The sequence below is a fragment of the Bradyrhizobium sp. USDA 326 genome, assembly GCF_049739485.1.
Classification (GTDB): domain Bacteria; phylum Pseudomonadota; class Alphaproteobacteria; order Rhizobiales; family Xanthobacteraceae; genus Bradyrhizobium.
Genome location: NZ_JBMGQA010000001.1, coordinates 7,408,340 through 7,421,174, shown reverse-complemented (window position 1 = coordinate 7,421,174; position 12,835 = coordinate 7,408,340). Strand labels below are relative to the sequence as shown.

Genomic DNA, 12,835 nt, shown 5'->3' with positions numbered 1-12,835 from the left:
AGAGGCGGCGCGAACGTGCCGCCGATTCGCCGCACGAGCAACGTGCGGCGCCGCAGAGCCGATCAGTCAGCGGCTCGGTCGCATGGGCAGAGACGCTCCCACGTCGATGCAATCACTGATTTCAAAGGCCTTCTTGGCGTCCGGGCATTCGCTCCCCTATGATATGGGTAGCGGTGCGGCGCCGATTATGGTTTGCACTGTTCTTGATCTTCAAACGCAGGTGCGCGACGTATCGCTCACCAATCCGGGGGGCGTACGCCGATGAGAATTATACTTCTGGGACCGCCGGGGTCGGGCAAGGGGACCCAGGCGCAGCTCTTGGTGCAGCGCTATGGCATCGTCCAGCTCTCGACCGGCGAGATGCTGCGTGCAGCGGTTGCGGCCGGCACGCCGGTCGGGCTGAAGGCCAAGGAGATCATGGCCAGCGGCGGCCTCGTGCCGGATGAGGTCGTGGTCGGAATCATCTCCGACCGGATCGACCAGCCGGACGCCAGGAACGGTTTCATCCTCGATGGTTTCCCGCGTACCGTGCCGCAGGCCGAGGCGCTGGATGAGCTGCTCAAGCAGAAGCATCTCAAGCTCGACGCCGTGATCGAACTCCGCGTCAACGAGAGCGCGTTGCTGAACAGGGTCGAGACCCGCGTCGCCCAGATGCGCGAGCGTGGCGAGGAGGTTCGGGTGGACGACACCCCGGAGGTCCTGACCAAGCGGCTTGCCAGCTACCGCAGCCAGACGGAACCGCTGATTCACTATTATTCCGAGCGTCGGAAGCTCTCGACCATCGACGGCATGATGGCCATCGACGAGGTCACCCGCGCCATCCACCGCCAGCTTCTGGCGCTCGGCGCGGTCGAGCCCAAGACCCACTCCAGAAGCGCGGCCAAGACGGCGCCGGCCAAAAAGGCCAAGGCGGCGAAGAAATCTGCCAAAAAACCGGCGAAGGCAGCCAAAAAGGCGACCAAATCGGCCAAAGCCGCCAAAAAGACGGTCAAGAAAGCCGTGAAAGGCCCGAAGAAGGCGGCCAAGAAAACGGCCAAAAAGGCAGCCAAAACGACCGCCAAGAAGGCCGTCAAAAAGGGTGCCAAAAAGTCGGCAAAAAAGGTCACGAAAAAGCGAGCCAAGCGCTAGCAGCGGTTGACGAAAGCCCCTGGAATCCCCTAATAAGCTCCGCATCCAAGTCGGATAGTTTCAGACGATGCCGGGCCCCAGGAAGACCGGGGGTGGGCGTCGTGTTCGCGTTTGTGAACACCTGCCCGAGAACACAAGCACTTAAAGCCCGATCCTGACGAGGATCGGCGACAGGAGAGAAGGCCGTGGCCCGTATTGCCGGCGTGAACATTCCCACCAACAAGCGCGTGCTGATCGCGCTCCAGTACATCCATGGCATCGGCGCGAAGATCGCCGGCGAGATCATGGAGAAGGTGAAGATCCCCGAGGACCGTCGCGTCAATCAGCTCAGCGACGCCGAAGTGCTCCAGATCCGCGAAGTCATCGACCGCGACTACCTCGTCGAGGGCGATCTGCGTCGCGAGGTCGGTATCAACATCAAGCGTCTGATGGACCTCGGCTGCTATCGCGGTCTGCGTCATCGTCGCGGTCTGCCGGTGCGCGGTCAGCGCACCCACACCAATGCGCGCACACGCAAGGGTCCGGCCAAGGCCATCGCCGGCAAGAAGAAGTAAGTTTTCGAATCCAGTCGCGGCGTGTGGCGAAGAGGGGATGACCCGTTCGCCACGCGCTTTTCGTTCCACAGGTGTAGCCGCTGGCACTACGGCGGCGTTTGAGATCTTCAGGAAAGGGACCCAATGGGCAAGGAAGCCACCCGCGTTCGTCGTCGTGAGCGCAAGAACATCGCCTCCGGCGTTGCGCATGTGAATTCGTCGTTCAACAACACGACCATCACCATCACCGACGCGCAGGGCAACACGATTGCTTGGTCCTCGGCCGGCACGATGGGCTTCAAGGGCTCGCGCAAATCGACCCCTTACGCCGCGCAGGTCGCCGCCGAAGACGTCTCCAAGAAGGCGCAGGAGCACGGCATGCGCACGCTGGAGGTCGAAGTCGCCGGCCCCGGTTCGGGACGCGAGTCGGCGCTCCGTGCGCTCCAGGCCGCGGGCTTCACCGTCACTTCGATCCGTGACGTGACCACGATTCCGCACAACGGTTGCCGTCCCCGTAAGCGTCGGCGCGTTTGATACCAAGTTGCGGGCGCATCGGCGCCCGCGACGACTTTACTAAGAAGCCGCGGGAATGATCTGCGGCCTTTCTCCAACGCCAGTATTTGAACTGTCAAATTGACTGGCCTGTATGGGTGAAACAGTGACGATCCAGAAAAATTGGCAAGAACTGATTCGGCCGAACAAGCTCCAGGTCACGCCCGGCAGCGATCCCTCGCGTTTCGCGACCATCGTCGCCGAGCCGCTCGAACGTGGCTTCGGCCAGACCCTCGGCAACGCGCTGCGCCGCATCCTGCTCTCCTCGCTCCAGGGCGCGGCGGTGCAGTCGGTGCACATCGACGGCGTGCTGCACGAGTTCTCCTCGATCGCGGGCGTTCGTGAGGACGTCACCGACATCGTGCTCAACATCAAGGACATCTCGATCAAGATGCAGGGCGAAGGCCCCAAGCGCATGGTCGTGAAGAAGCAGGGTCCGGGCGTCGTCACCGCCGGCGACATCCAGACTGTCGGCGATGTGGTCGTGCTCAACCCCGACCTGCAGATCTGCACCCTCGACGAGGGCGCCGAGATCCGCATGGAGTTCACGGTATCGACCGGCAAGGGCTACGTGCCTGCCGAGCGCAACCGTCCCGAAGATGCTCCGATCGGTCTGATCCCGGTCGACAGCCTGTACTCGCCGGTCCGCAAGGTCTCCTACAAGGTCGAGAACACCCGCGAGGGCCAGATCCTCGACTACGACAAGCTGACCATGACGATCGAGACCAACGGCGCGCTCACGCCGGACGATTCGGTGGCCTACGCTGCGCGCATCCTGCAGGATCAGCTCAACGTGTTCGTCAACTTCGAAGAGCCGCGCAAGGAAGTCGCCCAGGAGATCATTCCGGACCTCGCCTTCAACCCGGCCTTCCTCAAGAAGGTGGACGAGCTCGAGCTGTCGGTGCGTTCGGCCAACTGCCTGAAGAACGACAACATCGTCTACATCGGCGACCTCGTGCAGAAGAGCGAAGCGGAAATGCTCCGCACCCCGAATTTCGGCCGCAAGTCGCTGAACGAGATCAAGGAAGTGCTGGCTCAGATGGGTCTGCACCTCGGCATGGAAGTGCCGGGCTGGCCGCCGGAGAACATCGACGAGCTCGCCAAGCGCTTCGAGGATCATTACTGAGCGAATGGCGAGTAGGGAGTAGCGAATAGGGAAGAACTATTCGCTACTCACCATTCGCCACTCGCGACCCAGGGCGAACGCAGGAAGCCCACCTGAAAACCAGTCGCTGAACCACCGCGACACAATCGAAGAAGGACTACACACATGCGTCACGGCAAGGTTCATCGCAAGCTCAACCGCACGGCCGAGCATCGCCGCGCGATGTTCGCAAACATGGCGGCCGCGCTGATCAAGCACGAGCAGATCGTCACCACGCTGCCGAAGGCGAAGGAATTGCGCCCGATCGTGGAGAAGCTGGTCACCCTCGGCAAGAAGGGCGGCCTCTCGATGCGCCGCCAGGCGATCTCCGAGATGCGCGACAAGGACCAGGTCAAGAAGCTGTTCGACGTGCTCGCGCCCCGCTACAAGGACCGTCAGGGCGGCTACACCCGCATCATCAAGGCCGGCTTCCGCTACGGCGACAACGCCGCGATGGCCGTGATCGAGTTCGTCGATCGCGACGTCGATGCCAAGGGCCAGGATTCGGGCCCGGTGCAGGAAAAGGAAGCCGAGGCGGCGTAAGCCAGTCAGCGGATATGAATTGAAGACGGCGCCTTTGCGGGCGCCGTTTTTGTTTGGATGCGCAGGGGTGGCTTCGCCCTGTAGATGCGCTTCCTCACGGCTCAGTGAGACCGATTGCGGCGTCACAGGCCGCTCCCGATATCTCCACTTGCATCCATGGAGACATCGCATGAACATCGACCTTTCCGGAAAGACCGCCCTCGTGACCGGCTCGACCGCCGGCATCGGCTACGCCATCGCCAAGGGCCTCGCCGGCTCGGGCGCGAGCGTCGTGATCAACGGCCGCGGCCAGGACAAGGTCGAGGCCGCCGTGCGCAAGCTGGAAGGGACGGGGGCCAAGGCGCGCGGCATCGCCGCCGACGTCTCGACCGCTTCGGGCTGCAAGGCGCTCGTCTCTGCGCTGCCTGAGGTCGACATTCTCATCAACAATGCCGGCATCTTCGAGCCCAAGGATTTCTTCGATATCCCGGACGAGGACTGGACCCGCTTCTTCGAGGTCAACGTGATGAGCGGCGTGCGGCTGTCGCGCGCGTACATGAAGGGCATGCTCGAGCGCAACTGGGGTCGCATCGTCTTCATCTCATCGGAGTCCGGGCTCAACATTCCCGTCGAGATGATCCATTACGGCATGACCAAGACGGCCCAACTTTCCGTCGCGCGCGGTCTGGCGCAGCTCACCCGCGGTACCGGTGTGACCGTCAACTCCGTGCTGCCGGGCCCGACCATGTCGGAGGGCGTCGAGACGTTCGTCAAGGATCTTGCCCGGCAGAACGGCCAATCGGTCGATGCAGCCGCCGCCAATTTCGTCAGGCAACATCGCCCGAGCTCGCTGCTGCAGCGCTTCGCCAGCGTCGACGAGATCGCCAACATGGTGGTCTTTGCCGCATCCAAGGAAGCGTCTGCGACCAACGGTGCAGCGCTGCGCGTCGAGGGCGGCATCGTCAACACGATCGCCTGAGACGATGGGCATGGCGGCCTATGTGATCTCAGAGGTCGAGGTGCGCGACAGAGCCGCGATGGAGGCCTACCGCACGCTCGCGGCGCACACGATTGCCCAATATGGCGGTCGCTATCTCTCGCGCGGCGGCGCTGCCGAAGTGGTGGAGGGGGGCCCGCCGGCCAAGGCCATCATCATCGTCGAGTTTCCCTCGATGGTCCGGGCGCGCGAATGGTACGCATCGGCGGAATATGCCGATGCACTTAAGCTTCGGGAGACGGCGCTCGAGCGGCGGCTGCTATTCGTGGAAGGTGTAGTGCCAGCTTAGCTGATCCGCCTACTTGGCGCTTCAATTTGGCGCCCGGCAGGCTAAAATGAAACTCTATGCTCTGGCCCCTGTCGACCCGCCATAGACGTCTGTTCAGGCTGACATCCGCGCGGTGGCGGCGACGGGCGATCTTTCTGCTCGGTGGGATCGGAGTCGGCGCCACTGCGGTGGCGCTGGCGCAAGTTGCGGACCTCGCCCAGCACGCCTTTGCGCTACTGCTCGCAAAGTCGCGCTATGCCGTGCTTGCGGTGACGCCGCTCGGCTTCATGCTGTCGGCCTATCTGACCATCCGTCTATTCCCGAACGCACAGGGCAGCGGTATCCCGCAGGCAATTGCGGCGCGGCACCTGACCGATCAGGGCGCGCGAGAGAGCCTGGTCTCGATCAGGATTGCGGTCGGAAAGGTGATCCTCACTCTATTCGGTTTGTTGTGTGGCGCCTCGGTTGGGCGCGAGGGACCAACGGTGCAGGTCGGTGCTTCCATCATGTTCGCGCTCGGCCGCGTCTCGCCGCGCCGCCAGCCCGGATTGATTCTGGCCGGTGCCGCCGCTGGCGTAGCCGCGGCATTCAACACGCCGCTGGCCGGAATCGTCTTCGGCATCGAGGAGATGAGCCGTGCTTTTGAAACCCGCACGTCCAGCCTCATCATTGCGGCCGTCATCGCCGCCGGTCTGACCTCGCTCGCGCTCGCCGGCAATTACGCCTATTTTGGCAGCAGCGCGACGTCGCTGGCGCGTGGAGCGGACTGGCTCGCCGTTCCACTTTGCGGGGCGGCCGGCGGCCTCGCGGGCGGCCTGTTCAGTCGCATCGTCATCGCGATGGCGCGCGGTTTCAATAATCCCCTCGGACGCGCGATCAAGGGCCATCCGCTGTGGTTTGCATTCGCCTGCGGTCTCGCCGTCGCGATCTGCGGCCTGGTATCCGGCGATACGATCTATGGCACCGGATACGTGCAGGTGAAGGGGGCGCTGGAACACAGCTCGCCGCTGCCGCACGATTTCGGCGCCCTCAAGTTTCTTGCCACCACCTTTGCTGCGATCAGCGGCATACCCGGCGGCATTTTCTCACCGTCGCTCGCCGTCGGTGCCGGCATCGGCAGCAACATCGCCTCGTTCTTCCATGATGCGCCACTCGGCGCGATCATGCTGCTCGGCATGGTCGCGTATTTCGCGGGGGTGGTGCAGGCACCGATTACCGCTTTCGTGATCGTGACGGAGATGACCGACAATCACGGCATGGTCGTGCCGTTGATGACGGCGGCGCTGATCGCGCACGCGACCTCGCGGATGGTCTGCGAGGAGGGCATCTATCACGCGCTCGCCAAGGGATTCATCGAGCGGGCGACGCGTCCGCAGGAAAAGATGCAGTAGTAGTGGGCAAAAGCGAAGCTTGCCCACCACTGACCCGTTTGCTCTACGAAGTTGGTCTACCACCCCTCCAGCACGATCTTGCCGCGCGACTTGCCGCTCTCGAGCAGCGCATGGGCGCGCTTGAGGTTGGCTGCGTTGATCGTGCCGAAGGTCTGGTCGAGCGTGGTGCGCAGCACGCCCTTGTCGATGAGGTCGGCGACATCATTGAGCAGATGATGCTGCGCGATCATGTCTGGCGTCTGGAACGAGGAGCGCGTGAACATCGATTCCCAGTGCACCGAGATGGCCTTGCCCTTGAACGTGCTCATGGCAAATTCCGGGGGATCGTCGATCAGGCCGAATCTTCCCTGCGGGGCCATGAACTCCGCAATCGCCTTGTAGTGCTGCTCGGTGAAGGTCAGGCTCGCCACCAGTGCGACTGGGGGCAGCTTCAGCTTCTCGATCTGCTCCTTCATCGGCTTGCCGTGGTCGATCACCGCATGGGCGCCGAGATCGAGGCACCATTTCTGCGACTCCGGCCGCGTCGCGGTGGCAAGTACCGTCAGCCCGGTGAGCCGGCGGGCAAGTTGGATCAGGATCGAGCCGACGCCGCCGGCGCCGCCCGTGATCAAGAGCGTGCGTGGATCGACGCTCTTGCCGGGGACCGCGCCGAGCCGGTCGAACAGCAATTCCCAGGCGGTGATGGAAGTGAGGGGAAGGGCGGCTCCTTGCGCGAACGACAGGCTCTTCGGCTTGTTGCCGACGATGCGCTCGTCGACCAGGTGGAACTCGGCGTTGGTGCCCTGGCGCAGGATCGAGCCGGCGTAGAACACTTGGTCGCCCGGTTTGAAGAGCGTCACGTCGGGGCCGACGGCATCGACCACGCCGGCCGCGTCATAGCCGAGGATCTTCGTCTCGCCCTCGGGCGGAGCTGCGCGCTTGCGCACCTTGTAATCGACCGGATTGGCCGAGATCGCCTTCACGGCGACGCGGATGTCGCGCCCCTTGGGCTCGGGTTTGGCGGTCTCGAAATCGATCAGTGAATCCGCATCCTCGATCGGAAGCGATTTTTTGTAGCCGACGGCCTTCATGGCTTGTCTCCATCAGATGGGCTGTTCGCCTGCCGCTCTAACTGTCGCCCTGGCTTCAAATTGGCAAGTACTGTAAATTCGGGGATATAGTCCCTGTTTGGATACTATTGGGAAAACACGCATGAAGCGGCGCAATTTTGCCCGTCGTCCCGGCTGCTCGGTCGAGGCGACGCTGGACCTGATCGACGGCAAATGGAAGGGCGTGATCCTTTACCACCTCCAGAGCGGCACCCAGCGTTTCGGCGAACTGCGCCGCCGGATGCCCGGCATCACCCAGCGCATGCTCACGAAACAGCTACGCGCGCTGGAGGAGGACAAGCTGGTCATCCGCAAGGTCTATGCCGAGGTGCCGCCGCGCGTGGAGTATTGCCTGTCCGAGCTTGGCGAGAGCCTCAAGCCGGTCATCGATATCCTGAAAGCCTGGGGCGAGAGCCATCAGGAGCGGCTGTCCTGCGCGCCTCCGCCGGTGGTAGAGAGCAAGCCGAAGCGCGCGGCGTGAGTTTCCGGGAGCGGATCGTACCGCTCCCGGAAAGGTGAGCGTCAGAACGCGAACTGTGTGCGCATCGCGACTGCATCGAACTTCGAGCCGACGTCGGCGGTCGAGATCGGCGAGGCCTGTCGCGACACCGTGCCGTGCAGATAGTCCAGCATGAAGCGGACATTGCCGTTGACGTACCAGTTGAGCGCGAGGGTGTAGACCGTCTGCCGGCCACCGGCGACACCGGTCGCGGTCGCGAGCTGATCGTTGAGGTCAATCGTCGAGAAGCGCCCCGCGATTTCCCACGCACCCCAGCCGCCGCCGTCGAGCGAGAACGGATGCGCCGGCTTGACGCCTTGATAGGCCGCTGCCGCGGGATTGTAGGTCCGGCCTTCGCCCGTCAGCACGTAGCCGGCCTGCGCATAGCCGCCCTGGAATTTCAGGCTCGGTGCACCGACCAGCGGCACGCCGGTGTTGGCGGTGCGATCGACGTTGTACCAGAAGTACTCGCCCTGGACGATGAACGGCCCGTAGGTCGCCGCCGCTTCGACGCTGTAGACCTGCGCCCCCGAGACATTGGCGATGGCGCCGGTCGAGATCAGGGTGGTCGGATCGAGACGCAATTCCGGTCGATCGCTGAGCGCGAGCGTCTGCGTATTGGCGATCAGATTGCGCGGCGGCTGGATCAGCCATTGCGCGTCCGCGCCGATATGTACCGAGTAGTCCTTGCCGCTGATGGGATTGCCGGCCACGCGGGCCACGGCGCCATATTGCTCGCTCGTACCCGGCGGCGAAGCGCTCGAGGCGGAATGGATCGCGCCGGTCGAGGGCCCCGTGACATAGCCGCCGATCCAGAGCTGGTCGTTGAACCAGCGCGCACCGGCTGCAGAGCGGAAATCGCCGGCGCCGATGTTGGTCGCGATTACACCGGGCGAGGCGCGCTCCATGAACATGATGTCGTTTGAGCTCGTCGCTTCGTCGAGCGTGTATGGCAGATCCATGATGCCGGCCTCGATCGCCATCTTGCCGCCGAACGGCTTCAAGCCGGTGTAGCTGATATACGCGTTCTCGACGCCGGAGACGCCGCCGCCCGGCAGCGATCCTGGCGCGGCGCCGCCAAATCCGTCGGACGAGCCGCCGAAATCGTAGACGAGCGCGAAGTTCCAGTCGTTGAAGAACTTGCCGGCGACGCCGATGCGCGCGCGACGGACGTTCTGGCCGCTGTCGAGCTTCTGCGGCACAGTGGCCGCGGTATTGGGACGATAGTCATAGCCGCCGACATCCCAATGCAGGCGGCTGGTGATGGCAACGCAGTTGGCCTGGTCGGCGGTGCAGATCGTCGGGCGATTGTTCGGCATCGTCACGACGACGCCGGATGCCGGGGCCGGTCCCTTGACGGGGATCGCCGCATTGGCGTTGGCAACGACGGCCTTTGCCTCCGAACGCGCCTCGGCCTTGGCCTCCGCCTTCGCCTCGGCCCGGGCTTTCGCTGTGGCCGCAGTGTTCGCCGCGGTCTGACTCTGGAGCTTGTCGAGCTTCTGCTCCAGCATCTTCAACTGCTGCTTCAGCAGTGCGATCTCCTGCTCGCTGCTGCTTGCCGATTGTGCCTGGGCCTGCGAGGCCGCCAGCGCACCGGCGAGACCAATCGCTGTTGCTGCAAGTCTTGTCCTGCTCACGTCACGACTCCATCGTTTGACGAACTTCCCCAACTTGTTTGCGGAGCCTAGGTGTGATCGATGACTGCCCCGCGACGCTGCGTCCGGTTGCGCGGTTCCCACTGGTGCAAATTCGCCGCAACCGAATCCGCGTCACTCCACAATGCTGGATGACGCGCATCATGCCAATCCATCGCTCCGGCAGATTGCCGAATCGCACGCCGGGCATGCATTCGGGAGACACCGGAAGGAGACCGAATATTGCCGCCCCGCGCCCTTCTATTGAGGGGCGAACGCGCCTATATTCCGGCGTCTTTTCCAAGAGGTAGGAATGTTTCGATCGACCTGGACCGCCGTCGTCACGGCTTTGTGCATAGCCTTTTCGGCCCATTTCAATCCGGCCTCAGCGCAGGACCGCCGCGTCCCGTCGTCGCCGGCCGAACTGCGGCTGTCCTATGCGCCGATCGTGCAACGGGTGCAGCCCGCGGTCGTCAACGTCTATGCCGCCAAGGTGGTGCAGAATCGCAATCCGCTGCTGGACGACCCGATCTTCCGCCGCTTCTTCGGCGTGCCGGGTCAGCAGCCCGAGCAGATGCAGCGTTCGCTCGGCTCCGGGGTCATCGTCGATGCCTCCGGTCTCGTCGTCACCAACGTCCACGTCATCGAGGGCGCGGACCAAGTGAAAGTATCGCTGTCGGACAAGCGCGAGTTCGAGGCCGAGATCCTACTGAAGGATTCGCGTACCGATCTCGCCGTGCTGCGCCTGAAAGACGCCAAGGAAAAATTTCCGACGCTCGATTTCACGAATTCCGATGAGCTATTGGTCGGCGACGTCGTGCTGGCGATCGGCAATCCCTTCGGTGTCGGCCAGACCGTGACGCACGGCATCATCTCGGCGCTGGCGCGCACGCAAGTCGGCATCACCGACTACCAGTTCTTCATCCAGACCGATGCGCCGATCAATCCCGGCAATTCCGGCGGCGCGCTGGTCGACATGAGCGGCAAGCTCGCCGGCATCAACACCGCGATCTATTCGCGCTCCGGCGGCTCGCAAGGCATCGGCTTTGCGATTCCCGCCAACATGGTGCGCGTCGTGGTCGCCTCCGCCAAGAGCGGTGGCAAGGCGGTGAAGCGGCCGTGGCTGGGAGCAAAGTTGCAGGCGGTGACGCCCGACATCGCGGAGAGCCTCGGCCTGCGCTCGCCGACCGGTGCGTTGGTCGCAAGCGTGGTGCCCAATGGCCCCGCAGCGAAGGCCGGACTGAAATCCTCCGACCTCATCACCGGGATCGACGGCCAGACCGTGGACGATCCCAACGCCTTCGACTACCGTTTTGCGACCCGTCCGCTCGGCGGCACCGCGCAGATCGACGTGCAGCGCGGCACAAGGCCGCTCAAGCTGACCGTGGCGCTGGAGACCGCGCCCGACATCGGCCGCAACGAGCTCGTCGTCACCGCGCGCTCGCCGTTCCAGGGCGCGAAGGTCTCGACCATCACGCCGGCCGTCGCTGACGAGCTGCATCTGGACGCCGACGCCGAAGGCGTCGTCATCACCAATGTCGGCGGCGATACCGCAGCCGCGAGCGTCGGCTTCCAGAAAGGCGACATCATCCTGGCCGTCAACAACCAGAAGATCAGCAAGACCGGCGACCTCGAGAAGGCCGCAAGCGAGCGGCCGCGGATTTGGCGCATCACGTTGGTGCGCGGCGGCCAGCAGATCAACGTCACGTTGGGCGGATGAGTCCGAAGCGACCACAGCAGACGCCGACTCTCTTTGCCGCGGCGGGGCTCGACCACGAGGCGCCGCATCCGCTGCCGGACCGGCTGCGTCCGCGCGCGCTCTCGGAGGTCGTCGGCCAGGACCATATCCTCGGCCCCGACGGTGCGCTGACGCGCATGCTGGAGACGCGCACGCTAGGCTCGCTGGTGTTCTGGGGCCCGCCGGGCACCGGCAAGACCACGGTGGCACGGCTGCTGGCGGACGCGACGGATCTGCATTTCGAGCAGATTTCGGCCGTGTTCTCCGGCGTCGCCGATTTGAAGAAGGCTTTCGATGCCGCGCGCGCCCGCCGCGAGATGGGCAAGGGCACGCTGCTGTTCGTCGACGAGGTGCATCGTTTCAACCGCGCCCAGCAGGATTCCTTTCTGCCCGTCATGGAGGACGGCACCGTGGTGATGGTCGGCGCCACCACCGAGAACCCGTCCTTCGAGCTCAACGCGGCGCTCCTGTCCCGCGCCCGCGTGCTGGTGTTTCGTTCGCTCGATGCCGCCGCGATCGAAAAGCTGTTCGCGCATGCCGAGGCAGTCGAGGGCCGCAAGCTGCCGCTTGATGCGGAGGCGCGCGCGGTGCTGGTGCGCATGGCCGACGGCGACGGCCGTGCGTCGCTGACGCTTGCCGAAGAGGTCTGGCGTTCGGCGCGGGCGGACGAGATTTTCAATGCCGCGCAGTTGCAGGACATCCTGCAGCGCCGCGCGCCGATCTACGACAAGTCGGCCGATGGCCATTACAACCTGATCTCCGCGCTGCATAAGTCGGTGCGCGGCTCCGATCCCGATGCGGCGCTGTATTACCTCGCCCGCATGCTCGATGCCGGCGAGGACCCGCTGTTCCTGGCCCGCCGCGTCGTGCGCATGGCGGTTGAGGACATCGGGCTTGCGGATCCGCAGGCGCTCGTCATCGCCAATGCCGCCAAGGATGCTTTCGACTTCCTCGGCCACCCCGAAGGCGAACTCGCCATCGCGCAGGCCGTCGTCTATCTCGCCACCGCGCCGAAATCGAACGCGGTCTACACCGCCTTCGGCACGGCGATGCAGGTCGCCAAGCAGGCCGGCTCGCTGCTGCCGCCGAAACACATCCTCAATTCCCCGACCAAGCTGATGAAGTCGGAAGGCTACGGCGCAGCTTACGAATACGATCACGACGCTCCCGACGCCTTCTCGGGCCAGGACTACTTCCCGGAAGCCCTGGGCCGCCAGACCTTCTACGACCCGCCCGAACGCGGCTTCGAGCGGGAGATCCGGAAGCGGCTGGATTACTGGGCCAAGCTGCGCAAGGAGCGGGGTGGGACGGGCTAGATGCGGCCATTTCGCCGTGACGACA

General features: G+C 64.2%; 13 protein-coding genes. 11 read left to right on the top strand and 2 right to left on the bottom strand.

Translation table 11 applies throughout. The features are described from left to right. The first annotated feature begins 261 nt into the window (after window positions 1-261). The 8 genes from ABIG06_RS35215 to ABIG06_RS35180 all read left to right on the top strand — a co-directional run bounded on the left by ABIG06_RS35215 (window position 262) and on the right by ABIG06_RS35180 (window position 6,535). Window positions 262-1,128 (top strand): adenylate kinase, encoded by an 867-nt coding sequence (locus ABIG06_RS35215; protein WP_370140309.1) that lies wholly within the window; start codon window positions 262-264, stop codon window positions 1,126-1,128. Window positions 1,129-1,313: 185 nt separating this feature from the next. Beyond that, window positions 1,314-1,682 (top strand): 30S ribosomal protein S13, encoded by a 369-nt coding sequence (gene rpsM / locus ABIG06_RS35210; RefSeq protein ID WP_035709590.1) that lies wholly within the window; start codon window positions 1,314-1,316, stop codon window positions 1,680-1,682. 123 nt (window positions 1,683-1,805) lie between these two features. Next, complete coding sequence (gene rpsK, locus ABIG06_RS35205; RefSeq protein ID WP_007603045.1) at window positions 1,806-2,195, top strand: 30S ribosomal protein S11; 390 nt, start codon at window positions 1,806-1,808, stop codon at window positions 2,193-2,195. A 112-nt stretch (window positions 2,196-2,307) separates the two neighbouring features. Beyond that, on the top strand, window positions 2,308-3,339 hold the full coding sequence (locus ABIG06_RS35200; protein WP_124157683.1) for a DNA-directed RNA polymerase subunit alpha: 1,032 nt from the start codon (window positions 2,308-2,310) through the stop codon (window positions 3,337-3,339). A 144-nt stretch (window positions 3,340-3,483) separates the two neighbouring features. Further along, complete coding sequence (gene rplQ, locus ABIG06_RS35195) at window positions 3,484-3,900, top strand: 50S ribosomal protein L17 (RefSeq protein WP_035680050.1); 417 nt, start codon at window positions 3,484-3,486, stop codon at window positions 3,898-3,900. A gap of 169 nt (window positions 3,901-4,069) precedes the next feature. After that, complete coding sequence (locus ABIG06_RS35190) at window positions 4,070-4,858, top strand: SDR family NAD(P)-dependent oxidoreductase (RefSeq protein ID WP_370140308.1); 789 nt, start codon at window positions 4,070-4,072, stop codon at window positions 4,856-4,858. 10 nt (window positions 4,859-4,868) lie between these two features. Next, window positions 4,869-5,165, top strand: a complete 297-nt coding sequence (locus ABIG06_RS35185; protein WP_370140307.1) for a DUF1330 domain-containing protein — start codon at window positions 4,869-4,871, stop codon at window positions 5,163-5,165. Window positions 5,166-5,221: 56 nt separating this feature from the next. Next, window positions 5,222-6,535, top strand: coding sequence for a chloride channel protein (locus ABIG06_RS35180; RefSeq protein WP_424578547.1), 1,314 nt, complete (start codon window positions 5,222-5,224; stop codon window positions 6,533-6,535). 56 nt (window positions 6,536-6,591) lie between these two features. On the opposite strand, the gene ABIG06_RS35175 is transcribed toward ABIG06_RS35180, so the two are convergent. Continuing rightward, the gene (locus ABIG06_RS35175) at window positions 6,592-7,605 is read right to left on the bottom strand and encodes a zinc-binding alcohol dehydrogenase family protein (protein WP_370140305.1); all 1,014 of its coding nucleotides are present in this window, start codon (window positions 7,603-7,605) and stop codon (window positions 6,592-6,594) included. 121 nt (window positions 7,606-7,726) lie between these two features. Here ABIG06_RS35175 and ABIG06_RS35170 point away from each other — a divergent pair, with 121 nt between their 5' ends. Beyond that, entirely contained in the window at window positions 7,727-8,104 is a 378-nt protein-coding gene (locus ABIG06_RS35170; protein WP_124157687.1) for a winged helix-turn-helix transcriptional regulator, read from the top strand. Window positions 8,105-8,145: 41 nt separating this feature from the next. Here ABIG06_RS35170 and ABIG06_RS35165 read toward each other — a convergent pair whose 3' ends face one another. Next, complete coding sequence (locus ABIG06_RS35165; RefSeq protein WP_370140304.1) at window positions 8,146-9,759, bottom strand: OprO/OprP family phosphate-selective porin; 1,614 nt, start codon at window positions 9,757-9,759, stop codon at window positions 8,146-8,148. A gap of 310 nt (window positions 9,760-10,069) precedes the next feature. On the opposite strand from ABIG06_RS35165, the gene ABIG06_RS35160 reads away from it, so the two are divergent. Together ABIG06_RS35160 and ABIG06_RS35155 are read left to right on the top strand one after the other, a co-directional pair. Beyond that, window positions 10,070-11,476 carry a DegQ family serine endoprotease gene (locus ABIG06_RS35160; RefSeq protein ID WP_199751248.1) on the top strand — a complete coding sequence of 469 codons (1,407 nt, stop codon included), beginning with the start codon at window positions 10,070-10,072 and terminating at the stop codon, window positions 11,474-11,476. Further along, on the top strand, window positions 11,473-12,810 hold the full coding sequence (locus tag ABIG06_RS35155) for a replication-associated recombination protein A (protein WP_124157689.1): 1,338 nt from the start codon (window positions 11,473-11,475) through the stop codon (window positions 12,808-12,810). Before ABIG06_RS35160 ends, ABIG06_RS35155 begins: the two co-directional genes overlap by 4 nt. The last annotated feature ends 25 nt before the right edge of the window (window positions 12,811-12,835 follow it).